This is a genomic window from Pseudomonas sp. EYE_354 (genome assembly GCF_023148575.1).
Lineage (GTDB): Bacteria > Pseudomonadota > Gammaproteobacteria > Pseudomonadales > Pseudomonadaceae > Aquipseudomonas.
In genome coordinates this window covers 46,244-67,643 of sequence record NZ_JAHXNQ010000023.1, presented here as the reverse complement: position 1 = coordinate 67,643, position 21,400 = coordinate 46,244, and the positions used below count along the sequence as shown (strand labels likewise).

The window sequence follows — 21,400 nt, the reverse complement described above, 5'->3', positions numbered from 1 at the left end:
AAGGACCCACGCCATGCTCCGGATCTACAGCTTGATGCTGGCGTTAATGTTTGGCCTGAGCGGCTGTGCGTCCTGGTTCGAAGACGATTCGCCGCCGCCCCACGTGTCCCTGGTCAAAGTCGAAGTGGTGCGGGCCAAGCTGCTGGAGCAGAAGTTCAAACTGTACTTTCGCGTGGACAACCGTGAAGACGCCGACCTGACCGTGCGCGGCCTGATCTATAAGGTCACCCTGGACGACTTTGTGCTCACCGAAGGCGAGTCCAACGAATGGCTGACCGTCCCGCCCCGGGGCCATGCGTTCTTCAAGGTATCGGTGCGCACCAACCTGTGGCCGCAGATTCGCGACGTGGTGCATATGCTGAAAAATCCCGACAAACCCGTGCCCTATCGCCTGGAAGGTGAGCTGAAAACCGGATTATTCATCGGTTATGACGTGCAGGTCGCCCACAATGGCGTGATAATCCCCGGCGATTTTATTCCGGAGCGACATCAATGACTCAGCAACCCCATGTGCATGGTCCTGACTGCAACCACGATCACGATCACCATGATCACGACCACGGCCATGTCCACGGTCCCAACTGCGGCCACGCTCACCAGGAGCCGGTGCGCAACGCCTTGAAGGACGTGGGTCGCAACGATCCGTGCCCGTGCGGCAGCGAGAAGAAATTCAAGAAGTGCCACGGGGCGTAAAGCGCGCCGGCTGCTCACGTGTGTGAGGGAGCGCGTTCCCTCACACTGCTCGCCAGGGCCGACGCAAGGCCATGAACCTGGACCTGCCGAAACCCTGACCTGAAGGCCTGCGCCGTCAAGCCGCCGCCACACTGGTTTGTGCAAGATTCAAGTTCTCACGCAATTGCCAAAACTGCTGCTTGCGTCGTTTCGCCGCGCTCACTAACGTAGCGCCTTTACTGACGCCACCCCCCGCAGGAGCTTTGCCATGGCCTCGCCAGCCCTCTCACATTTTCTTCCCCGGTTCGGCGTTGCCGCGGCAGTGGCCAGTGCATTAAGCCTGGCCGGTTGCCAGCTCCAGAGCACCCAGGACACCCTGCCACCGGTTGCCGGCGTGCAACCGATCAAAGGCTTGGCCCAGAACGTCTCGGTGCGCCGCAATGCCCAAGGCATGCCGCTGATCGAGAGCAACACCTTCCACGACGCGCTGTTCAGCCTTGGCTATGTGCATGCCAGTGATCGCATCACCCAAATGGTCACGCTGCGTCTGCTGGCCCAGGGTCGTCTGGCAGAGATGTCCGGGCCGCAGGTGCTGGATGTCGACCGCTTTATGCGCGCGGTCAACCTGAAAAAAAGCGCCGGCGAGCTGTATAACGCCTCCAGTCCACGCCTCAAGCGCTTCTTCGAAGTGTATGCGCGGGGCGTCAACGCCTATCTGTTCCGCTACCGCGACAAGCTGCCGCCGGACCTGGCCCAGACCGGCTATAAGCCCGAGTACTGGAAGCCGGAAGATTCGGCGTTGCTGTTCTGCCTGCTCAATTTCAGCGAATCGGCCAACCTGCAGGAAGAGTTGGCCGCCCTGGTGCTCGCGCAAAAAGTCGGCGTCGACAAGCTGGCCTGGCTCACCCCAAGCGCACCGGATGAACCGATCCCCCTGGCCGAAGCCGAGAAACTCAAAGGGGTGAACCTCGGCCAGATCACCGGCCTTGCAGGGCTCGATACCGTCAGCCAGCAACTGAGCAGCCTCAACTCGCTGGCTGTCACCACCTCGAGCAACTGGGCCATCGGCCCGCAACGCAGCCGCAGCGGCAAAAGCCTGTTGGCCAACGACCTCGCCGCCCAGCCGCAGGCCCCGTCGCCGTGGAACTATGTGCAGATCCGCGCACCGAAATACCAGGCCGTCGGCGCCTCGATTGCCGGGCTGCCGACGCTGTTGTCCGGGTTCAACGGCAAAGTGGCGTGGAGCATGAGCACGGTCAAGGGTGACACCCAGGACCTGTTCCTCGAAAAGGTCAAACGCCAAGGCAACGCCTTGTACTACGAGAACAACGGCAAATGGCTGCCGGCCGGCGTGCGTAACGAAACCTTCTTCGTCAAAGGCCAGCGCTCGATTCGCGAAGTGGTGTACGAAACCCGTCACGGCGCCCTGCTCAACAGCAGCCAGGCGCTGACCAGCGGCTTGGGCCTGGCCCTGCAAACCGCCGATTTCAAGGACGACAAAAGCCTGGACGCGTTCTTCGACCTGTCCCGCGCACAAAACATCGGCAAGGCATCGGACGCTACCCGGGAAATCCGCGCCATCGCTTTGAACATGGTGTTTGCCGACGCCAACAGTATTGGCTGGCAGGTCACCGGCCGCTTCCCCAACCGCCGCGAAGGCGAAGGCCTTTTGCCCTCGCCAGGCTGGGACACGCGCTTTGACTGGGACGGTTACGCCGACGCGATGCTGCACCCCTACGATCAGGACCCGGCCCAAGGCTGGATCGGCACCGCCAACCAGCGCACCGCGCCGCGCGGTTACGGCATGCAGTTGTCCAATTCCTGGGATGCGCCGGAACGCAGCGAGCGCCTGGCGCAACTGGCCAATGCCGGCAAGCACGACACGCGCAGCATGATTGCCATGCAATACGACCAGACCACCCTCTTCGCCGCCAAGCTGAAGACCATGTTCCAGGCACCGGGCATGGCCCAACCGCTGAAACAGGCGATTGATGCCCTGCCCGCCGCCGAGCAGGCCAAGGCCCGCGAAGCGCTGGCTCGCCTGATGGCCTTCGACGGACGCCTCGCGTCGACATCCGCCGACGCTGCGCTGTACGAGTTGTTCCTGCAGGAAAGCACCCGACAGATCTTCCTCGACGAACTGGGCCCGGAAACCAGCGCCAGTTGGAAAGCCTTCGTGAGCAACGCGAACCTGTCCTACGCCGCGCAAGCCGACCACCTGTTGGGCCGCGAAGACAGCCCGTTCTGGGATGACCTGCGCACCGCGCAAAAGGAAGACAAGCCGGCGATCCTCGCCCGCAGCCTCGCCGCGGCGATAACTGCCGGCGACAGCCAGTTGGGTGCCGATCACAAAGCCTGGCAATGGGGCAAACTGCACAGCACCACCTGGAAAAACACCACGGGCGAAGTGATCCGCGGCCCGCTGGCGTCCGGCGGCGACCACAACACCCTGAACCCCGCGCCGTATAACTGGGGGCAGAGCTTCGACACCACCCAAGTGCCGGCGCTGCGCATGATCGTCGACTTCAGCCAGACGGAGCCGATGATGGGCCAAGGCGGCATCGGCCAATCCGGCAACCCGGCCAGCCCCAACTATGCCAATGGCATCGAGCCGTCGCTCAAGGCGCAATACCTGAGCTTTCCGATGCAGCCGCAAAACTTCGAGAAAGTGTATGGCAAAGCCAGGCTGACCCTCACGCCGGGCAAATAATCTGAAGTCACCGGCGCCAAATGCGGGAGGGCGTTCCCCCCACATTGGCGCCGCGTGCATTCCGATAGAACTTCTGCGTTCGCCCCCGCCTCATACCTGATAAGCCCATCGCCCCCGGCACGCCCATGGATCTTGTCATCGCACGCCCCGAGGGCCTCTACTGCCCTGCCGGAGATTTCTACATCGACCCCTGGCGCCCGGTTGAACGTGCGGTCATCACCCATGCCCACGGCGACCACGCGCGTACCGGCAACACCCACTACCTGGCCGCCGCGCCCGGCGAAGGCATCCTGCGTTCGCGCCTGGGCCAGGACATCAACCTGCAAACCCTGGCCTATGGCGAACGGTTGCTGCACCACGGCGTGACCTTGAGTTTCCACCCGGCAGGGCACGTGCTCGGCTCGGCCCAGGTGCGCCTGGAATATGGGGGCGAAGTCTGGGTGGCGTCGGGCGATTACAAGGTCGAGCCCGATGGCACCTGCGCGCCCTTCGAGCCGGTGCGCTGCCATACGTTCATCACCGAATCCACCTTCGGCCTGCCGATCTACCGCTGGCAGCCCCAGGCGCAGATCTTTGCCGGCATCAACGACTGGTGGCAGGGCAACGTCGCGCTCGGCAAGGCCAGCGTGTTGTTCTGCTATTCCTTCGGCAAGGCGCAGCGCATCCTGCATGGGATCGACGCCGGCATCGGCCCGATTCTCAGCCATGGCGCCGTGGAGCCCTTGAACCGGGTCTATCGCGAGGCCGGCATCTACATTCCCGAGACCCTTTACGCCGGCGACTTCAAAAAAACCGACCCGTTGCTGCGCCAGGCCCTGATCATCGCCCCGCCGTCCGCCGGAGGCAGCAGTTGGATCAAGCGCTTTGGCGACTACAGCGACGCCTTCGCCAGCGGCTGGATGCGCCTGCGCGGCACAAGGCGGCGGCGTGGGGTGGACCGTGGCTTTGTGCTGTCGGATCACGCCGACTGGCCTGGTCTGTTGTGGGCCATCGAGCAAACCGGCGCTGAGCGGGTGATGGTTACCCATGGCTCCGTCGGCGTCTTGGTGCGCCACCTGCGCGAGAAAGGCCTGGACGCCCAAGGCTTCAGCACCGAATACGGCGATGATGAAGAGGAAGCCACGGCATGAAGGCCTTCGCCGAGTTGTACGCCAACCTCGACGCCACCACCTCCAGCAACGCCAAGCTCGCGGCGTTGCAAGCCTATTTCCTGCAGGCTCCCCCACAGGACGCCGCCTGGGCGGTGTACTTTTTATCCGGCGGGCGGCCCCGACAGCTGGTGCCCACGCGCCTGCTGCGGGACATGGCAACCGAAGCCGCCGGCATCGAGCCGTGGCTGTTCGAGGAGAGCTACCAATCGGTGGGCGACCTCGCCGAGACCATTTCCCTGCTGCTGCCCGAATCGACCTACACCTCAGAAGACGGCCTGGCGGTGTGGCTCGAAGAAAAGCTCCTGCCCCTGCGCGGCCTGTCGCCCCTGGACCTGGCCGAGCGTTTGCCGGCGCTGTGGGCGCAACTGGATCAACCCAGCCTGATGGTGTGCATCAAGCTGATCACCGGCAGCTTCCGCGTCGGCGTGTCCAAACTCCTGGTGACCCGCGCGCTTGCGGCCATGGCCGGACTGGACAGCAAGCGGGTCGCCCAGCGTCTGGTGGGCTACACCGATCTGTCCAATCGTCCTACGCCACAGGGCTACCTCAAACTGATTGCCGCCGAATCCGCTGACGAGCATGCGCAGCGGGGCGGTCAGCCTTATCCGTTTTTTCTGGCCCATGGGCTGGCGCAACCGCCGGAACAATTCGATGCCCTGCTCGGCCCGCCCGCGGACTGGCAGGTAGAGTGGAAGTGGGACGGTATTCGCGCGCAATTGGTTAAACGCGAGGGCCGGTTGTGGGTCTGGTCCCGAGGCGAAGAGTTGGTCACCGAACGCTTTCCGGAACTCCACAGCCTGGTCAGTGGCCTGCCCGACGGCACGGTGATCGACGGCGAAATCGTGGTGTGGAAGGACGCGGTGCAGCCGTTCGCCCTGTTGCAACAGCGCATCGGTCGCAAGACTTTGAGCAAAAAGGTACTGGAGGATGCGCCGGTGGCGATCCTGGCCTATGACCTGCTGGAGCATGAGGGTGAGGATTGGCGCAACCACGCCCTGGCAGAACGTCGCACCCGATTGGAGCAGGTGATTGACAGGTGCGACCAGCCCGTCTTACGGCCTTCGCCGTTGCTGACGGGCGCCACCTGGCAGGACTTGGCCCGGCAACGCGAAGCCTCCCGCAGCCTCGGCGTGGAAGGCATGATGCTCAAGGATCGCAGCGGCCTCTACGGCGTCGGTCGCACCAAGGACATGGGCCTGTGGTGGAAATGGAAAGTCGACCCGTTCAGCGTCGACGCGGTATTGATCTACGCCCAACGCGGGCACGGCCGGCGCGCCAGCTTGTACAGCGATTACACCTTCGCCGTGTGGGATGGCCCGCCCGGCAGCGAGCGCAGCCTGGTGCCGTTCGCCAAGGCCTATTCAGGGCTGACTGACGAGGAAATGCGCAAAGTCGACGCGATTGTGCGCAAGACCACCGTGGAGAAATTCGGCCCGGTCAGCAGCGTGACACCGAGCATGGTGTTCGAATTGGGCTTTGAAGGCATTGCCCTGTCCAAGCGCCACAAGAGCGGGATCGCGGTGCGGTTCCCCAGGATGCTGCGCTGGCGGCAGGATAAAGCGGTGGACGAGGCCGACAGCTTGGCAACCTTGCAGGACTTGTTAAGTTGACCAGACACGCACCAAAAAAAAGCAGCGTTTTTTCGATGCCCAAAAATGGGCATCACCTACACTCCAAAAACCCTCTTCCTTCCTTTTAAAACGACCATTCGCAAGCGCATTCGGAACTATGGTGCAGAAATTGCTACCAGTGACCCGTCTGACACCGTTCAGTAACAGTCCTAAACGCGCCACAAGCGCTTATCTTGGTTTCCAGGGATTACATAATGAAAAAAGCATTGCTGACCCTTTCTGCACTGGCTCTGTGCATGGCCGCAGGTACCGCGCTGGCCAAGGAATACAAGGAATTGCGTTTTGGTGTCGATCCGTCCTACGCACCGTTCGAATCCAAAGCCGCCGACGGCAGCCTGGTAGGCTTCGATATCGACCTGGGCAATGCCATCTGTGCCGAGCTGAAGGTCAAGTGTAAGTGGGTCGAAAGTGACTTCGACGGCATGATTCCAGGCCTGAAGGCCAACAAGTTCGACGGCGTGATTTCGTCCATGACCGTGACCCCGGTGCGTGAAAAGGCTATCGACTTCTCCAACGAACTGTTCTCCGGCCCAACCTCGCTGGTGTTCAAAAAAGGCGCGGGCTACTCCACCCCTGAGTCGCTCAAGGGCAAATCCGTGGGCTACGAGCAAGGCACCATCCAGGAAGCCTACGCCAAGGCCGTGCTGGACAAGGCCGGCGTGACCACCAAGGCCTACGCCAACCAGGACCAGGTCTACGCTGATCTGACCTCCGGCCGCCTCGACGCCTCCGTACAAGACATGCTGCAAGCCGAACTGGGCTTTCTGAAGTCGCCGGCCGGGGCCGGCTACGAAGTCAGCGCGGCAATTGATGACCCGCTGCTGCCGTCGAAAACCGCGATCGGTATCAAAAAAGGTAACACTGAGCTCAAGGCGCTTTTGGATAAAGGTATCAAAGCGTTACACGATGATGGCACCTACGCCACTATCCAGAAAAAACACTTTGGCGATCTGAACCTGTACAGCGGCAAATAATGCCTGGGGCGCTCCTCCGCTGGAGGGGCGCTTTTTTATCGCCATAGGTCCTGATTTATGTTCGAAGATCTGTTGCAAACCCTCGGGCTGAGCGCGTTCAGCCTGAAGGGTTTCGGCCCGTTGTTGCTGCAAGGCACCTGGATGACCCTCAAGTTGTCGGTGCTGTCCCTGGCCGTCAGCGTGTTGCTGGGCCTGCTCGGCGCCAGCGCCAAACTCTCCAGCCTGCCCTTCCTGCGCATTCCCGCCCAGCTCTACACCACATTGATTCGCGGTGTACCCGACCTGGTGCTGATGCTGCTGATTTTCTACAGCCTGCAAACCTGGCTGACCGGCCTTACCGACTTTATGGAATGGGAGTACATCGAGATCGACCCATTCAGCGCCGGGGTCATCACCCTGGGCTTTATCTACGGTGCGTACTTCACCGAGACGTTCCGCGGCGCGATCCTTGCCGTGCCCCGTGGCCAGTTGGAAGCCGCCACCGCCTATGGACTCAAGCGCGGGCAGCGGTTTCGCTACGTGACCTTCCCGCAGATGATGCGCTTTGCCCTGCCGGGCATCGGCAATAACTGGATGGTGATGCTCAAGGCCACCGCGCTGGTGTCGATCATCGGCCTGGCCGACCTGGTCAAAGCCGCCCAGGACGCCGGCAAGAGCACCTATCAACTGTTCTATTTCCTGGTGCTGGCCGCCTTGATCTACCTGCTGATCACCAGCGCGTCCAACTTTGTCTTGCGACGCCTGGAACGTCGCTACTCCGCAGGCGCCCGGGAGGCAGTGCGATGATCGAACTCTTGCAGGAATACTGGCGCCCGTTCCTTTACAGCGACGGCCAGCACATCACCGGCCTGGCAATGACTTTGTGGTTACTCAGCGCCGCGCTGATCATCGGCTTTGTCGTGTCGATTCCGCTGTCCATCGCCCGCGTGTCGCGCAAGCGCCTGGTGCGTTGGCCGGTGCAGTTCTACACCTACCTGTTTCGCGGCACGCCGCTCTATATACAGTTGCTGATCTGTTACACCGGCATCTACAGCATCGCCGCCGTGCGTGCTCAACCGGTGCTGGATGCGTTCTTTCGTGATGCGATGAACTGCACGATCCTGGCCTTCGCGCTCAACACCTGCGCCTACACCACGGAGATTTTCGCCGGAGCGATCCGCAGCATGGCCCATGGCGAAGTCGAAGCGGCCAAGGCTTACGGCCTCAGCGGCTGGAAGCTGTACGCGTACGTGATCATGCCTTCGGCGCTGCGCCGCTCGTTGCCCTACTACAGCAACGAAGTGATCCTGATGCTGCACTCGACCACGGTGGCGTTTACCGCCACCATCCCGGACATTCTCAAAGTCGCGCGGGACGCCAACTCGGCCACCTTCATGACCTTTCAATCGTTCGGCATCGCGGCGCTGATCTACCTGGCCGTGACCTTCGCCCTGGTCGGCCTGTTCCGGCTCGCGGAGCGCCGCTGGCTGGCCTTTCTCGGGCCTAGCCACTAAGGAGACCGTATGCGTCATCAGGTACACGAGCTGATCGCGCCGGTGCCCGGCACCGCGCGGCAGATTCACAGTTTTCACTTCGGCCCGCCCCAGGCCACGGGCAAGGTGTACATACAGTCATCGCTGCATGCCGACGAACTGCCGGGCATGTTGGTGGCGTGGCACTTGAAGGTGCGCCTGGCCGAATTGGCGGCCGCCGGGCGCTTGGTGAGCGAGATCGTGCTGGTGCCCATCGCCAACCCGGCAGGCCTGGAACAGGTATTGATGGACACCCCGCTGGGCCGTTATGAGCTGGAAAGCGGGCAGAACTTCAATCGCCTGTTTGTCGACCTCAGCGAGGAGGTGGGCGATCAGGTCGAGAACCTGCTCGGTGACGATCCCCAGCACAACGCCGAACTGATCCGCGCTGCACTGAACATGGCGCTGGCCGGGCAGACCGCGGCGACGCAATTGCAATCCCAGCGCCTGGTGCTGCAACGCCTGGCCTGTGATGCGGACATGGTGCTCGACCTGCACTGCGACTTCGAAGCCGTGGCGCACCTGTACACCACGCCTGCCGCCTGGCCGCTGGTGGAACCGCTGGCGCGCTATATCGGCTCGGAGGCCAACTTGCTGGCCACCGACTCCGGCGGGCAGTCCTTCGATGAGTGTTTCACCCTGGTGTGGTGGCAATTGCAGCAACGTTTCGGCGAGCGCTTCCCGATTCCCATGGGCAGCTTTTCGGTGACGGTCGAGCTGCGTGGCCAGGGTGACGTCAACCACGGCCTGGCCAGCCTCGACTGCCAGGCGATCATCAACTACCTGATTCACTTCGGCGCCATTACCGGCGACCCGGCGCCACTGCCCGACCTGCCCTACCCGGCCACCCCGCTGGCGGGCGTTGAGCCGGTGGTCACGCCGGTCGGCGGCCTGCTGGTGTTCAGCGCTCTGCCCGGCGAACACCTGGAAGCCGGGCAACTGCTCGCCGAAATCATCGACCCCATTACCGACCGCGTAACGCCCGTGTACTGCCAAAACGCAGGCCTGCTTTACGCCCGTTCGCTACGCCGCATGGCCACTGCAGGGATGGTCATCGGCCATGTCGCAGGGACCCAGGCCTACCGTAGCGGCTACCTACTTTCGCCTTGAGGATGCACGCCCCATGTACAAATTGACCGTTGAAGGCCTGCATAAAAGCTATGGCGACAATGAGGTGCTCAAAGGTGTTTCGCTCAAGGCCAGGACCGGTGACGTGATCAGCCTGATCGGCGCCAGCGGCTCAGGTAAAAGTACCTTTTTGCGCTGCATCAACTTCCTGGAAACCCCAGACGACGGCGCCATGACCCTTGATGGTCAGCCAATCCGCATGGTCAGCGATCGCCACGGCATGCGCGTGGCCGACGACGCCGAACTGCAGCGCCTGCGCACGCGCCTGGCGATGGTGTTCCAGCACTTCAACCTGTGGAGCCACATGAGCGTGCTGGAAAACATCACCATGGCGCCGCGCCGGGTGCTGGGCTGCAGCAAGAAAGACGCCGAGGATCGCGCCCGCCGCTACCTCGACAAGGTGGGTCTGCCCGCGCGGGTGGCGGACCAATACCCGGCATTTCTCTCCGGTGGGCAGCAACAGCGGGTGGCTATCGCCCGCGCCCTGGCCATGGAGCCGGAGGTCATGTTGTTCGACGAACCCACCTCGGCGCTGGACCCGGAACTGGTCGGCGAAGTACTGAAGGTGATCCAGGGGCTGGCCGAGGAAGGCCGCACCATGATCATGGTGACCCATGAAATGAGCTTTGCGCGCAAGGTGTCTAGCCAGGTGCTGTTCCTGCATAAAGGTCTGGTGGAGGAACAGGGCGTCCCCGAGGATGTGCTGGGTAACCCGAAAAGCGAGCGCTTGCAGCAGTTCTTGAGTGGCAATCTGAAGTAAACCTTTGGGGTGCCTGGAGGGTCTGTGGGAATAGACCCTCCGGAATGTCAGCTGCCGTATGGCAAAACCCACCGACTTCGCCAAGCAATGGTTTCCCGCCAAAGGCTGGAAGCCGTTCGCCTTTCAAAAAGCGGTGTGGGCGGCAGTTAAAGACGGCCATTCGGGCTTGCTGCATGCCAGCACCGGCGCCGGTAAAACCTACGCGCTATGGTTTGCCGCGCTCAATCGCTTCGCCGTCACCCGCCCACCGGTCACGGGCAAACGCAAGCCGCCCGCTGAACCGCTGACCGTTTTGTGGATCACGCCGATGCGGGCATTGGCCGCCGACACCGCGCGCGCCCTTGAAGCACCGCTGGAGGCCTTGCAGATACCCTGGAGTGTCGGCCTGCGCACCGGCGACACCAGCAGCAGCGAGCGTGCACGCCAGACCCGTCGCCAACCGACCGCCCTGGTCACCACCCCGGAAAGCCTGACCCTGATGCTGGCCCGCGCCGACAGCCAGACCAGCCTGGCGCACCTGCGCATGGTGGTGGTGGATGAGTGGCATGAGTTGATCGGCAATAAGCGGGGCGTGCAGCTGCAATTGGCCTTGGCGCGGCTGCGACGCTGGCATCCAGAATTGATGGTGTGGGGGATCTCAGCCACCTTGGGTAATCAGGCCCACGCGCTGGAGGTCTTGGTCCCACACGGCGACGGGATCAATGTGCAGGGGCAGACGGCCAAGCAGTTGATCATCGACACCTTGCTGCCACCGGTTGCCGAGCGTTTCCCGTGGGCCGGGCATATCGGCTTGAAGATGCTGCCGCAGGTGGTGGCCGAAGTGGACGCCAGCAGCAGTTGTCTGGTGTTTACCAACACGCGGGCACAATCGGAAATCTGGTACCAGGCGCTGCTTGAGGCTCGCCCGGACTGGGCGGGGGTGATCGCGCTGCACCACGGTTCGCTGTCGCGGGAAACCCGTGATTGGGTGGAGCGCGCGTTGAAGGAGGGCCATCTCAAAGCGGTGGTGTGCACCTCCAGCCTGGACCTGGGGGTGGATTTTTTACCGGTGGAGCGGGTGTTGCAGATCGGCTCGGCCAAAGGCGTCGCGCGGCTGATGCAACGCGCTGGCCGCTCCGGCCATGCACCGGGCCGGCCGTCGCGGGTGACGCTGGTGCCCACCCACAGCCTGGAATTGGTGGAGGCCGCCGCGGCCCAGGACGCGATTGCCGAACGCCGCATCGAAGCCCGCGAGTCACCCTACAAGCCGCTGGACGTACTCGTACAGCATCTGGTCAGCATGGCCTTGGGCACCGGTTTTACCCCCGATGCGTTGTTCACCGAAGTGCGCGGCGCCTGGGCGTATCGCGACCTCAGCGCGGCGGATTGGGCCTGGGCGCTGGGGTTTGTGCGCCATGGTGGTCTGTCGCTGACCGCTTATCCGGATTACCGCCGCGTGGAGCCCGATGAACGCGGCGTCTGGCGCGTCCCCGATGCACGCCTGGCGCGCCGCCACCGCATGAGCGTGGGCACCATTGTCAGCGACGCCAGCATCCAGCTGAAATTCTGGAGCAAAGGCGGCGGCGGTAAGAATCTGGGCAGCATCGAGGAAGGCTTTATCGCGCGGCTCAAGCCCGGTGACGGGTTCCTGTTTGCCGGGCGTTTATTGGAGTTGGTGCGCGTGGAAAACATGACTGCCTACGTGCGCCGCAGCAACGCAAAAAAAGCTGCCGTGCCGCGCTGGAATGGCGGGCGTATGCCGCTTTCAAACGAGCTGGCGCAAGCGGTGGTGGAACGCTTTGACGCTGCAGCCCAGGGGCATTTCGAGGGCCCTGAGATGCACGCGGTGCAACCCCTGTTGCAGACGCAGTTGCGCTGGTCGGGCCTGCCCACGCGCGAACATCTGTTGGCCGAAGCGTTGAAATCCCGGGAGGGGTGGCACCTGTTCCTGTACCCGTTCGCCGGGCGCCAAGTGCATCTGGGACTGGCCAGCTTGTTGGCGTGGCGGGTCAGTCAGGTGCAACCGCTGACCTTCTCCATCGCAGTCAATGATTACGGTTTGGAACTGCTGAGCGCTACGGCGGTAGATTGGCCGGTTGTACTGAACGCAGGGTTGCTCAGCCCGGCAAATCTGCTTGAGGACGTCGCGGCCAGCCTGAACGCCGGAGAGTTGGCCCTGCGCCGCTTTCGTGAAATCGCACGCATCGCCGGGCTGGTGTTCGCCGGCTATCCCGGCGCGCCGAAAAGTACGCGGCAGGTGCAGGCGTCCAGCGGTTTGTTCTTTGAGGTGTTCAAGCAATATGACCCGCAGAACTTGCTACTGACTCAAGCGGGGGAAGAAGTCCTGCGTGACGAGTTGGATATTCGTCGGTTGGAAGAGACATTACTGCGCCTATCGGCGCTGAAATTGGACATGCATGTCATTGATCGGCCCACGCCCTTGGCCTTTCCCTTACAGGTGGAGCGGATGCGCGAAAGCATGAGTTCAGAAAAGCTGTCGGAGCGCATTGCGCGCATGGTCAAGGATCTGGAAAAGGTCGCGGATAACGGAAAACGCTGATGCATTACCCGGTGACGCTTGAGGGGGAAGAACTATGGTTGCTCGCGGACAAGGCCATTTACTGGCCCGCGCGCCGGTGCCTGCTGATTGCCGACGCGCATTTCGGCAAGGCATCGGCCTATCGCAGCCTGGGGCAACCGGTGCCGCAGGGGACCACCACCGAGAACCTGCACCGGCTGGATCGGCTGTTGGCAGCCCTGCCGTGCGCGCAGGTCATCTTTCTCGGTGACTTTCTGCACGGCCCCGGCTCCCACGCCAGCGGCACCTTGAACGCGCTCAGAAGCTGGCGGGCGCGTCATTGCGAGCTGCCCATGACGCTGATTCGTGGCAATCACGATAAGCGCGCGGGGGACCCGCCTGCCGACCTGGGGATCGACGTGGTCAGCGAGCCATTGTTGATGGGGCCGTTTGCCTTGCAACACGAACCGGATGCGCACACCAGCCACCATGTGCTGGCGGGGCATGTGCACCCGGTGTATCGCTTGCGCGGCAAAGGACGCCAGCATCTGCGTCTGCCGTGCTTTCAGTTGGGCGCTCGGGTCAGCGTTCTGCCGGCCTTCGGCGCGTTTACCGGGGGGCATCCTGTGGAGCAAGCCAATGACCACCGAATCTTCGTGATCGGCGATCACCAGGTCTGGCCAGTGCGCTGAGGCAAAGACTGGCCACTCAGGCTTCAGGCAACAGGTGCGGGTGGCGGCTCATCCGGAAGGGTCGGTTCGCCAGGCTCGGTAGGCTGTGGGTAGTCCGGCTCAGGTTGGCCGGGGATGCCGCCCGCATAGGCGGGATCGGCCATCAGGGACCAGGCCAGCACACCAATCTGGTTGGGTTCCAGCCGGGCAAGTTCTGCGCTGATTCGCGGGTCGATCTTCATAAGGCACTCCTCAAGCGTGGCCCGGCGCGTTTTGCACGCGCCGAGGCAGTACACCCAATAGAGTCAATTTCTGCAGACTAATTCCCTTTACGCGTAGGACCTTTCAATCAAGCCCGTGGCAAGGTGACGCCGAGTTGGCCCTGGTACTTGCCGCCACGGTCTTTGTAGGACACTTCACAGGCCTCGTCGGACTGCAAAAACAGCATCTGCGCCACACCTTCGTTGGCGTAGATTTTCGCCGGCAAAGTGGTGGTGTTGGAGAACTCGAGGGTGACGTGGCCTTCCCACTCTGGCTCAAGCGGGGTCACGTTGACGATGATGCCGCAGCGCGCGTAGGTGCTTTTACCGAGACAAATGGTCAGTACGTCGCGGGGAATCCGGAAGAACTCCACGGTGCGTGCCAGGGCAAAGGAGTTAGGGGGAATGATGCACACGTCGCTCTTGATGTCGACGAAGCTCTTTTCGTCGAAGTTTTTCGGATCGACGGTGGCCGAATTGATGTTGGTGAACACCTTGAATTCATCGGCACAACGCACGTCGTAGCCATAGCTGGAAACACCATAGGAAATGACGCGTTCTGCACCTTCACCACGCATCTGGCGCTCGACGAAGGGCTCGATCATGCCGTGCTCTTGCGCCATGCGGCGAATCCACTTGTCCGATTTGATGCTCATGGCGGGTGTCCTGAATAGCGAGGTGGAAAAATTCTGTGTGGCATCTTACCGGGGCCGGCGTTGGGGTTCAAAGGGCGTGGGCCTTTTCTTGGTGAATGTGCCGGCGGCCTTAAGCCTCACCCAGCGAGGCCGGGGCCCGGATGGCTGCGCGTAGTGAATGCAAATACCACCGCCAGTCACGAAATTAGAGAAACCTTCGGAAATACCATTGGCACGTTCCGGAAAAAGGGTTAAGGTGGCGTCACTGTGTTGCTTGTGTCACTGAGAATCTCTACACGATATGTTGAATTTCGATCCAACCATCTCCAAGAATTTTTCCTGCTCTTTGCACTCAGTCTCGGCCAGGGCTTTTCCTGAGTCGCAGTTAACTTTGTTCAAGGAGTTACACCATGTCTAATCGCCAAACTGGTACCGTTAAGTGGTTCAACGATGAAAAAGGCTTCGGCTTCATCACTCCACAATCCGGTGACGACCTGTTCGTTCACTTCAAAGCTATCCAATCCGACGGCTTCAAAAGCCTGAAAGAAGGCCAACAGGTTTCTTTCATCGCTACCCGCGGTCAGAAAGGCATGCAAGCTGAAGAAGTTCAAGTTATCTAACTTGTACTGACTTAGTCGAAAAGACCCCGCCCTCAAAAGCGGGGTTTTTTTATGCCCGAGATTTGGCCCGAACGGCAAAGATGTAAGACCGGCATAAAAAAATGTGGGAGCGGACTTGCCCGCTCCCACATTTCGGTCCTGCGTCGCGCTTATTGAAACAACGACTCACTCGACAAGCCATTCTTCTCCAGGATCTCACGCAGGCGCTTGAGCCCCTCTACCTGGATCTGCCGCACACGCTCGCGAGTCAGACCAATCTCCAGGCCTACGTCCTCCAGAGTGCTGCTCTCATGACCACGCAGGCCAAAGCGGCGAATCACCACCTCACGCTGCTTGTCTGTGAGCTCACATAGCCACTGGTCAATGCTTTGGGACAGATCATCGTCCTGCAACAGCTCGCAAGGATCTGTAGGGCGATCATCCGTCAGGGTGTCCAGCAGAGTTTTATCCGAATCCGGGCCCAGCGAGACGTCTACCGAAGACACGCGCTCATTCAGGCCAAGCATGCGCTTGACCTCACCTACCGGTTTTTCCAGCAGATTGGCGATCTCTTCGGGAGAAGGTTCATGATCGAGTTTTTGAGTGAGTTCACGCGCTGCCCGCAGGTAGACGTTGAGCTCCTTGACCACATGGATCGGCAACCGGATCGTACGGGTCTGATTCATGATCGCCCGTTCGATGGTCTGGCGAATCCACCAGGTAGCATACGTCGAGAACCGGAAGCCGCGCTCAGGGTCGAACTTCTCCACCGCCCGGATCAGGCCCAGGTTGCCCTCCTCGATCAGATCCAATAGCGACAGTCCACGATTGACATAGCGTCGGGCGATTTTCACCACCAGGCGCAGGTTGCTTTCAATCATGCGTTTGCGCCCAGCCGGATCTCCCTTTTGCGACAAGCGCGCAAAATGGACTTCTTCTTCGGGAGTGAGCAGAGGGGAAAAGCCGATTTCATTGAGATACAGCTGGGTAGCATCAAGCGCCCGTGTGTAATCAATGTATTTGTGTTGCTTTAACGCGGTGGAGTTCTTGGATTTGGTGCGAACTGAAGGTGTTGCAGGTCCCTCATTCGACATCGATTCCATTGCGATACCGGTCTCCATAAGGAGAACCTCATCGTCGATGTCAAACTCCGGCGCTTCTTTACTGAGAGCCATTGTTATAGTCCTTTGGTGAGTTCGACCTCAAGCTCAAGCGACGCCTTTATCCTTGGCAACGCTGGAGCCTGTTCCTTCTACGTGAGGGAACAGGCTGGCAACACATCAACGACGGGGTAGGAATTGCAATGGATCTACAGGCTTCCCTTGACGGCGAATCTCAAAGTGCAGTTTCACCCGGTCCGTACCAGTTGACCCCATTTCGGCAATTGTCTGTCCGACTTTGACCTGCTGCCCCTCCCGAACCAACAGCCTGCGGTTATGACCGTAGGCACTGACGTAGGTATCGCTGTGTTTGATGATGACCAGCTCGCCGTAGCCCCGTAAACCACTCCCGGCGTACACCACTGTCCCATCAGACGCAGCTAAAACAGGCTGTCCCAAATCCCCGGCGATATCAATGCCTTTATTCAAACTACCGTTTGAAGAGAATTTTCCAATTAACACGCCGTTCGAAGGCCATCCCCAACCAGTCGGTGCGGGCCCTGCCGGGGGCAACGGGGCGGGGGCCGACTTGCTTGTCGACGTCGCCGCCGGCGTACCGGCAGGCCGGGTGATGATCGTGGTTTTGCTCGACGAAGATGGCGAGGATCGGGTGTTTGTCACAACTGCCGTAGGTGTAGAACCGGTGCGCCCATCGAAGCGAATCGTCTGACCCGGGTGGATCGTGTACGGCACAGGAATATTGTTACGGGCTGCAAGCGCCTTGTAGTCCCAGCCATAACGGAAGGCGATCGAGAACAGCGTGTCGCCCTTGCGCACCACATATTGCCCGGTGGTCACCGTCGGCTTTTGCGGTGCGGCACTATTGCGGTCAACGACCCGCGCGCCGCTGCTTGGCGAGCTGGAACAGCCTACCAACAAGGAACCGAAGACGAGGCCAAGCACCAGTCGTTGAAAACTTGTTTTACTCATACGCTGCGCAAGACCTGTGAGACTCACCCGCCGCTCCCTTTATGGTGGCTGAACATGTACGCCTGTATCAGGCCTGGAATATGCCGCAAGTATAACTGGGCATTGAAGTTTTACCGGCACACCACTGAAACCAATGATTCAGTGTGTTGAATCGCTGCGTCCATCGTGTTGACTTGATAGACCCCGCCGTAAGACACATCCCCGGCAGCGGAATTCACTGCCGACGAAAATTGATCAAGCCAGCGGGCCGTTGAGCAACGGCACAAAGCGTACGGCGCCGAGCACATGCCGGGAAAAACCGTTTTCTTCGCGCACGATAAGCATCAATTGTTGCACTTCACCCGAGCCCACCGGGATAACCAATCGCCCGCCGGGGGCCAATTGATCGAGCAGCGCTTGCGGAACATCGGTAGCCACGGCGGTCACAATAATGCCGTTGTACGGCGCCAGCGCCGGCCAGCCTTCCCAGCCATCGCCCCAGCGGAATACCACGTTGCGCAGGTTCAGTTCCACCAGGCGTTCCTTGGCGCGATCCTGCAACACCTTGATGCGCTCGACCGAAAACACCCGCTCCACCAACTGCGACAACACCGCCGTCTGGTAGCCGGAGCCGGTGCCGATCTCCAGCACTTTGTCCAGGGGGCCCGCCGCCAGCAGCAGCTCGCTCATGCGCGCCACCATATAAGGCTGGGAGATGGTCTGGTTATGGCCGATGGGCAATGCCGTGTCTTCGTATGCACGATGGGCCAGGGCCTCATCGACGAAGAGATGACGCGGGGTGCGACGGATCACTTCGAGCACCTGGGCGTTGGACAGGCCCTCTTCGTACAGGCGCTGGATCAAACGCTCACGGGTGCGCTGGGAGGTCATCCCGATGCCACGACGTAGCAGGTCGTCTTGTTCACGAGCCATCAGCGCAGCCCCTCCAGCCAGCCATCGAGACCGCGGAAGGCGTCACTGAAGGTGCGATCGAGTTGCAACGGGGTAATCGACACATAACCTTGCATCACCGCGTGAAAGTCCGTGCCCTCGCCACCATCTTCGGCATCGCCCGCTGCCGCGATCCAATAGCCTTCCTTGCCACGCGGATCGACCACTTTCAACGGGGCCGCCGCGCGGGCGCGATGGCCCAGCCGTGTCAGTTGAATACCGCGAATGTGATCCAGGGGCAAATTGGGGATATTGACGTTGAGTACCGTGCGCGGCGGCAAGTCCAGCGAACCTTGGGCCTCCACCAGCTTGCGCGCAAAATAGGCAGCGGTGGGCAGGTTGTCCAATTGGCGCGAGGCCAAGGAAAACGCGAACGAGGTACGCCCCAGGAAACGCCCTTCGAGCGCGGCCGCCACGGTACCGGAATACAACACATCGTCACCCAGGTTGGCGCCAAGGTTGATACCCGACACCACCAGGTCCGGCTCATGATCCAGCAAGCTGTTGATCGCCAGGTGCACGCAGTCGGTGGGCGTGCCGTTCACACTGATAAAGCCATTGGCCAGGACCTGCGGGTGCAGCGGACGGTCGAGTGTCAGCGAACTGCTCGCGCCGCTTTTGTCCTGGTCGGGGGCAACCACCACGCACTCGGCGTAATCCTGCAGCGCAGCATAGAGCGCGGCAAGACCGGGTGCGGTGGCACCGTCATCGTTAGATATCAGAATACGCATGGGCTGTCCGTCTGCCCCACCGGCACCAGATCAACAAGCTCGCGCACCAAGACAGTGGCGAAGCATCCGGCCGGCAGGACGAATTCCAATTGCAGAATGTCAGGCCCGGGATAATGCCACGTCAACCCGCCAATGGGCAGCCGCAGAATGCGACGTTCCTGGCTCATGCCGGCATTCACCAGCCAATCACGCAGGTCGGCCTCACCGGCCGCGATGGCCTGTTCGAGTTCATGGGTAGCACCTGTCGCGGGCGAATCACCCTCGCCCCACTGCGGCCCGGTGGGGTGCAGGTCCAGGATCGCCAGGCGTGGGTCGCTGCATTCCGCCTCGCCCGCCGGGAAAAAACTGCGGCTGTCGGTGAACGCCAGCAGGTCTCCGACCTGAGCCCGCTGCCAGGAGCCATCGGCGACACGTGCCGCCAGCACCTTGTTAAACAGGAAGCTGCGCGCGGTGGACAGCAACCGCGAACGCACGTTGCGCTGTTCCGGCAAGGCCTTGCGGGCCGCCCACTCGCGTGCGTCCACGACGTTGCCGCCGTTATGACCAAAACGCTGGGCGCCGAAGTAATTGGGAATGCCATGTTGTGCAATCTGTTGCAGGCGCGCGTCGATGGCGGCGGTATCACCGACCAACTGAGTAAGACGCAACGTAAAGCCGTTGGCCGAGTGCGCACCGCGCTGCAATTTACGCCTGTGGCGGGCGGTTTTAAGGATCTTGAGCGTGTCGTTCTGCGCAGCGCTCATATCCGGGTCAGCCTTGCCCGGCAGTTGCACACTGAACCATTGGCGGGTCAGCGCCTGGCGATCCTTGAGCCCGGCATAGCTGACGGTGCGCAGCGGCACGCCGGCAGCCTTGGCGATACGGCGGGCCGCTTCCTCCGTGTTGAGGCCGCGTTTTTCCACCCACAGCCACAGGTGCTCGCCGTCGCCGCTCAGCGGGATATCCAGTACTTCGTCGACCTGAAAATCTTCGGCAGTGGCCTTCAGGACCGCGCTGCCCAGGGCCTCGCCGTAGGCACGCGGACCCAGCAGTTCCAGATCATTCATGCGCGCAGCAACAAGGCGACGGAGTGCACCGCGATGCCCTCTTCACGACCGGTGAACCCGAGCTTTTCGGTGGTGGTGGCTTTCACGTTCACTTGATCCAATTCTATGTGCAGGTCTGCGGCAATCACTGCGCGCATCGACTCGATATGGGGCGCCATTTTCGGCGCCTGGGCCACGATGGTGTTGTCGACGTTAGCGACTTTCCAGCCTTTGGCATGGATAAGGCCCACCACATGGCGCAGCAATACACGGCTGTCCGCGCCCTTGAAAGTAGGGTCGGTGTCCGGAAAGTGCTTGCCGATGTCACCCAACGCCGCCGCGCCGAGCAAGGCATCGCTCAAGGCGTGCAACACAACATCGCCGTCGGAATGAGCCAGCAACCCATGGTGGTGCGCAATGCGCACGCCGCCCAGGGTGATGAAATCGCCTTCAGCGAAACGGTGCACATCGTAGCCGTGGCCAATACGCATAAAAAAACGCCCCGATTTAATTCAGGGCGTGATTCTACCTACTTTTGCCTCACATTAACCGAGCAAAGCACGGCCATGGTGTCGCAAATGGTCTTCGATGAAGCTGGCGATGAAGAAGTAGCTGTGGTCGTAGCCGGGTTGCAGGCGCAGTTCGAGCGGATGCTTGGCCGCTTTGGCTGCTTGCTGCAGGGCTTCTGGCTTGAGTTGCACGGCGAGGAAATCGTCGCGGTCGCCTTGATCCACCAGCAGCGGCAGCTTTTCCGAGGCTTCGCTGATCAACACGCAGGCATCCCATTCGCGCCACTTCGAGCGTTCTTCGCCCAGGTAACGGGAAAAGGCTTTCTGGCCCCAGGGGCAATCCATCGGGTTGTTGATCGGCGAAAACGCCGACACCGAGAGGTAACGCCCAGGGTTGCGCAGAGCACACACCAATGCTCCGTGACCGCCCATGGAGTGGCCGCTGATACCGCGCTTGCCCGACGCCGGGAAATGCGCTTCCACCAATGCAGGTAATTCCTGCACCACGTAGTCATGCATCCGGTAATGCTTGGCCCAGGGTTCCTGGGTGGCATTCAGATAAAACCCGGCCCCCAGGCCAAAATCCCAGGCGTTATCAGGGTCGCCCGGCACGCCGGGACCACGTGGGCTGGTGTCGGGCGCAACGATGATCAGCCCCAGTTCGGCAGCCATGCGCTGAGCGCCGGCCTTCTGCATGAAATTCTCATCGGTGCAGGTCAACCCGGACAGCCAGTACAGCACCGGCAGCTTGCCGCCCTGCTCCGCTTGCGGCGGCAGGTACACAGCAAAGGTCATGTCGCAACCGAGCACATCGGAATGATGCTTGTAGCGTTTGTGCCAGCCACCGAAGCTTTTCTGGCACGACAGGTTTTCCAGACTCATGGGATGCTCCCAACTGCAAGCCGAAAGCTACAAG

The 21,400-nt window shown here is 61.3% G+C and carries 22 protein-coding genes; 13 read left to right on the top strand and 9 right to left on the bottom strand.

Annotation, left to right across the window (positions count from 1 at the left end; translation table 11 throughout):
• Nucleotides 1–13: 13 nt before the first annotated feature.
• The 12 genes from KZX66_RS24625 (at nucleotide 14) to pdeM (ending at nucleotide 13,726) form a co-directional block, all read left to right on the top strand.
• Nucleotides 14–496, top strand: a complete 483-nt coding sequence (locus KZX66_RS24625) for an LEA type 2 family protein (protein WP_248083823.1) — start codon at nucleotides 14–16, stop codon at nucleotides 494–496.
• Nucleotides 493–693 carry an SEC-C metal-binding domain-containing protein gene (locus KZX66_RS24620; protein WP_003189235.1) on the top strand — a complete coding sequence of 67 codons (201 nt, stop codon included), beginning with the start codon at nucleotides 493–495 and terminating at the stop codon, nucleotides 691–693. Before KZX66_RS24625 ends, KZX66_RS24620 begins: the two co-directional genes overlap by 4 nt.
• 247 nt (nucleotides 694–940) lie before the next feature.
• Nucleotides 941–3,382 carry a penicillin acylase family protein gene (locus KZX66_RS24615; RefSeq protein ID WP_248083822.1) on the top strand — a complete coding sequence of 814 codons (2,442 nt, stop codon included), beginning with the start codon at nucleotides 941–943 and terminating at the stop codon, nucleotides 3,380–3,382.
• Between the two features lie 125 nt (nucleotides 3,383–3,507).
• Nucleotides 3,508–4,512 (top strand): ligase-associated DNA damage response exonuclease, encoded by a 1,005-nt coding sequence (locus KZX66_RS24610; RefSeq protein ID WP_248083821.1) that lies wholly within the window; start codon nucleotides 3,508–3,510, stop codon nucleotides 4,510–4,512.
• Nucleotides 4,509–6,143 (top strand): ATP-dependent DNA ligase, encoded by a 1,635-nt coding sequence (locus KZX66_RS24605; protein ID WP_248083820.1) that lies wholly within the window; start codon nucleotides 4,509–4,511, stop codon nucleotides 6,141–6,143. Before KZX66_RS24610 ends, KZX66_RS24605 begins: the two co-directional genes overlap by 4 nt.
• Before the next feature lie 215 nt (nucleotides 6,144–6,358).
• Nucleotides 6,359–7,138, top strand: coding sequence for a transporter substrate-binding domain-containing protein (locus KZX66_RS24600; protein WP_025855157.1), 780 nt, complete (start codon nucleotides 6,359–6,361; stop codon nucleotides 7,136–7,138).
• Nucleotides 7,139–7,195: 57 nt separating this feature from the next.
• The gene (locus tag KZX66_RS24595; RefSeq protein ID WP_003172331.1) at nucleotides 7,196–7,924 is read left to right on the top strand and encodes an ABC transporter permease; all 729 of its coding nucleotides are present in this window, start codon (nucleotides 7,196–7,198) and stop codon (nucleotides 7,922–7,924) included.
• Nucleotides 7,921–8,631, top strand: a complete 711-nt coding sequence (locus KZX66_RS24590) for an ABC transporter permease (RefSeq protein WP_248083819.1) — start codon at nucleotides 7,921–7,923, stop codon at nucleotides 8,629–8,631. The genes KZX66_RS24595 and KZX66_RS24590 overlap by 4 nt, the downstream gene beginning before the upstream one ends.
• 9 nt (nucleotides 8,632–8,640) lie before the next feature.
• Nucleotides 8,641–9,759 carry a succinylglutamate desuccinylase/aspartoacylase family protein gene (locus tag KZX66_RS24585; protein ID WP_248083818.1) on the top strand — a complete coding sequence of 373 codons (1,119 nt, stop codon included), beginning with the start codon at nucleotides 8,641–8,643 and terminating at the stop codon, nucleotides 9,757–9,759.
• A 13-nt stretch (nucleotides 9,760–9,772) separates the two neighbouring features.
• Nucleotides 9,773–10,537 (top strand): ATP-binding cassette domain-containing protein, encoded by a 765-nt coding sequence (locus KZX66_RS24580; RefSeq protein ID WP_248083817.1) that lies wholly within the window; start codon nucleotides 9,773–9,775, stop codon nucleotides 10,535–10,537.
• 58 nt (nucleotides 10,538–10,595) lie between these two features.
• Nucleotides 10,596–13,076 carry a ligase-associated DNA damage response DEXH box helicase gene (locus KZX66_RS24575; RefSeq protein WP_248083816.1) on the top strand — a complete coding sequence of 827 codons (2,481 nt, stop codon included), beginning with the start codon at nucleotides 10,596–10,598 and terminating at the stop codon, nucleotides 13,074–13,076.
• Nucleotides 13,076–13,726 (top strand): ligase-associated DNA damage response endonuclease PdeM, encoded by a 651-nt coding sequence (pdeM, locus tag KZX66_RS24570; protein ID WP_248083815.1) that lies wholly within the window; start codon nucleotides 13,076–13,078, stop codon nucleotides 13,724–13,726. The genes KZX66_RS24575 and pdeM overlap by 1 nt, the downstream gene beginning before the upstream one ends.
• Before the next feature lie 23 nt (nucleotides 13,727–13,749).
• On the opposite strand, the gene KZX66_RS24565 is transcribed toward pdeM, so the two are convergent.
• Together KZX66_RS24565 and dcd are read right to left on the bottom strand one after the other, a co-directional pair.
• Nucleotides 13,750–13,947, bottom strand: a complete 198-nt coding sequence (locus KZX66_RS24565; RefSeq protein WP_010212420.1) for a hypothetical protein — start codon at nucleotides 13,945–13,947, stop codon at nucleotides 13,750–13,752.
• Nucleotides 13,948–14,054: 107 nt separating this feature from the next.
• Entirely contained in the window at nucleotides 14,055–14,621 is a 567-nt protein-coding gene (gene dcd / locus KZX66_RS24560) for a dCTP deaminase (RefSeq protein ID WP_248083814.1), read from the bottom strand.
• A gap of 389 nt (nucleotides 14,622–15,010) precedes the next feature.
• Between dcd and KZX66_RS24555 the strand changes: the two genes are divergently transcribed.
• On the top strand, nucleotides 15,011–15,220 hold the full coding sequence (locus KZX66_RS24555; RefSeq protein ID WP_002554837.1) for a cold-shock protein: 210 nt from the start codon (nucleotides 15,011–15,013) through the stop codon (nucleotides 15,218–15,220).
• 149 nt (nucleotides 15,221–15,369) lie between these two features.
• Here KZX66_RS24555 and rpoS read toward each other — a convergent pair whose 3' ends face one another.
• From rpoS to fghA, 7 genes are all read right to left on the bottom strand, one after another.
• Entirely contained in the window at nucleotides 15,370–16,374 is a 1,005-nt protein-coding gene (gene rpoS, locus KZX66_RS24550; RefSeq protein WP_248083813.1) for an RNA polymerase sigma factor RpoS, read from the bottom strand.
• 105 nt (nucleotides 16,375–16,479) lie between these two features.
• Nucleotides 16,480–17,316, bottom strand: a complete 837-nt coding sequence (locus KZX66_RS24545; RefSeq protein WP_248083812.1) for a peptidoglycan DD-metalloendopeptidase family protein — start codon at nucleotides 17,314–17,316, stop codon at nucleotides 16,480–16,482.
• Nucleotides 17,317–17,523: 207 nt separating this feature from the next.
• Nucleotides 17,524–18,159: a protein-L-isoaspartate(D-aspartate) O-methyltransferase gene (locus KZX66_RS24540; protein WP_248083845.1), complete on the bottom strand. Its 636-nt coding sequence runs from the start codon at nucleotides 18,157–18,159 to the stop codon at nucleotides 17,524–17,526.
• 41 nt (nucleotides 18,160–18,200) lie between these two features.
• Nucleotides 18,201–18,950 carry a 5'/3'-nucleotidase SurE gene (gene surE, locus KZX66_RS24535; protein WP_248083811.1) on the bottom strand — a complete coding sequence of 250 codons (750 nt, stop codon included), beginning with the start codon at nucleotides 18,948–18,950 and terminating at the stop codon, nucleotides 18,201–18,203.
• Complete coding sequence (gene truD / locus KZX66_RS24530) at nucleotides 18,938–19,996, bottom strand: tRNA pseudouridine(13) synthase TruD (protein WP_248083810.1); 1,059 nt, start codon at nucleotides 19,994–19,996, stop codon at nucleotides 18,938–18,940. The genes surE and truD overlap by 13 nt, the downstream gene beginning before the upstream one ends.
• Entirely contained in the window at nucleotides 19,993–20,466 is a 474-nt protein-coding gene (ispF, locus tag KZX66_RS24525; protein ID WP_248083809.1) for a 2-C-methyl-D-erythritol 2,4-cyclodiphosphate synthase, read from the bottom strand. Before ispF ends, truD begins: the two co-directional genes overlap by 4 nt.
• 54 nt (nucleotides 20,467–20,520) lie before the next feature.
• The gene (fghA, locus tag KZX66_RS24520; RefSeq protein ID WP_248083808.1) at nucleotides 20,521–21,366 is read right to left on the bottom strand and encodes an S-formylglutathione hydrolase; all 846 of its coding nucleotides are present in this window, start codon (nucleotides 21,364–21,366) and stop codon (nucleotides 20,521–20,523) included.
• Nucleotides 21,367–21,400 lie beyond the last annotated feature (34 nt).

Excerpts from the sequence above, each read along its gene's own strand:
- KZX66_RS24625 (WP_248083823.1), top strand. The coding sequence starts at position 14 with ATGCTCCGGATCTACAGCTTGATGCTGGCGTTAATGTTTGGCCTGAGC.
- KZX66_RS24620 (WP_003189235.1), top strand. The coding sequence starts at position 493 with ATGACTCAGCAACCCCATGTGCATGGTCCTGACTGCAACCACGATCAC.
- KZX66_RS24615 (WP_248083822.1), top strand. The coding sequence starts at position 941 with ATGGCCTCGCCAGCCCTCTCACATTTTCTTCCCCGGTTCGGCGTTGCC.
- KZX66_RS24610 (WP_248083821.1), top strand. The coding sequence starts at position 3,508 with ATGGATCTTGTCATCGCACGCCCCGAGGGCCTCTACTGCCCTGCCGGA.
- KZX66_RS24605 (WP_248083820.1), top strand. The coding sequence starts at position 4,509 with ATGAAGGCCTTCGCCGAGTTGTACGCCAACCTCGACGCCACCACCTCC.
- KZX66_RS24600 (WP_025855157.1), top strand. The coding sequence starts at position 6,359 with ATGAAAAAAGCATTGCTGACCCTTTCTGCACTGGCTCTGTGCATGGCC.
- KZX66_RS24595 (WP_003172331.1), top strand. The coding sequence starts at position 7,196 with ATGTTCGAAGATCTGTTGCAAACCCTCGGGCTGAGCGCGTTCAGCCTG.
- KZX66_RS24590 (WP_248083819.1), top strand. The coding sequence starts at position 7,921 with ATGATCGAACTCTTGCAGGAATACTGGCGCCCGTTCCTTTACAGCGAC.
- KZX66_RS24585 (WP_248083818.1), top strand. The coding sequence starts at position 8,641 with ATGCGTCATCAGGTACACGAGCTGATCGCGCCGGTGCCCGGCACCGCG.
- KZX66_RS24580 (WP_248083817.1), top strand. The coding sequence starts at position 9,773 with ATGTACAAATTGACCGTTGAAGGCCTGCATAAAAGCTATGGCGACAAT.
- KZX66_RS24575 (WP_248083816.1), top strand. The coding sequence starts at position 10,596 with ATGGCAAAACCCACCGACTTCGCCAAGCAATGGTTTCCCGCCAAAGGC.
- pdeM (WP_248083815.1), top strand. The coding sequence starts at position 13,076 with ATGCATTACCCGGTGACGCTTGAGGGGGAAGAACTATGGTTGCTCGCG.
- KZX66_RS24565 (WP_010212420.1), bottom strand. The coding sequence starts at position 13,947 with ATGAAGATCGACCCGCGAATCAGCGCAGAACTTGCCCGGCTGGAACCC.
- dcd (WP_248083814.1), bottom strand. The coding sequence starts at position 14,621 with ATGAGCATCAAATCGGACAAGTGGATTCGCCGCATGGCGCAAGAGCAC.
- KZX66_RS24555 (WP_002554837.1), top strand. The coding sequence starts at position 15,011 with ATGTCTAATCGCCAAACTGGTACCGTTAAGTGGTTCAACGATGAAAAA.
- rpoS (WP_248083813.1), bottom strand. The coding sequence starts at position 16,374 with ATGGCTCTCAGTAAAGAAGCGCCGGAGTTTGACATCGACGATGAGGTT.
- KZX66_RS24540 (WP_248083845.1), bottom strand. The coding sequence starts at position 18,159 with ATGACCTCCCAGCGCACCCGTGAGCGTTTGATCCAGCGCCTGTACGAA.
- surE (WP_248083811.1), bottom strand. The coding sequence starts at position 18,950 with ATGCGTATTCTGATATCTAACGATGACGGTGCCACCGCACCCGGTCTT.
- truD (WP_248083810.1), bottom strand. The coding sequence starts at position 19,996 with ATGAATGATCTGGAACTGCTGGGTCCGCGTGCCTACGGCGAGGCCCTG.
- ispF (WP_248083809.1), bottom strand. The coding sequence starts at position 20,466 with ATGCGTATTGGCCACGGCTACGATGTGCACCGTTTCGCTGAAGGCGAT.
- fghA (WP_248083808.1), bottom strand. The coding sequence starts at position 21,366 with ATGAGTCTGGAAAACCTGTCGTGCCAGAAAAGCTTCGGTGGCTGGCAC.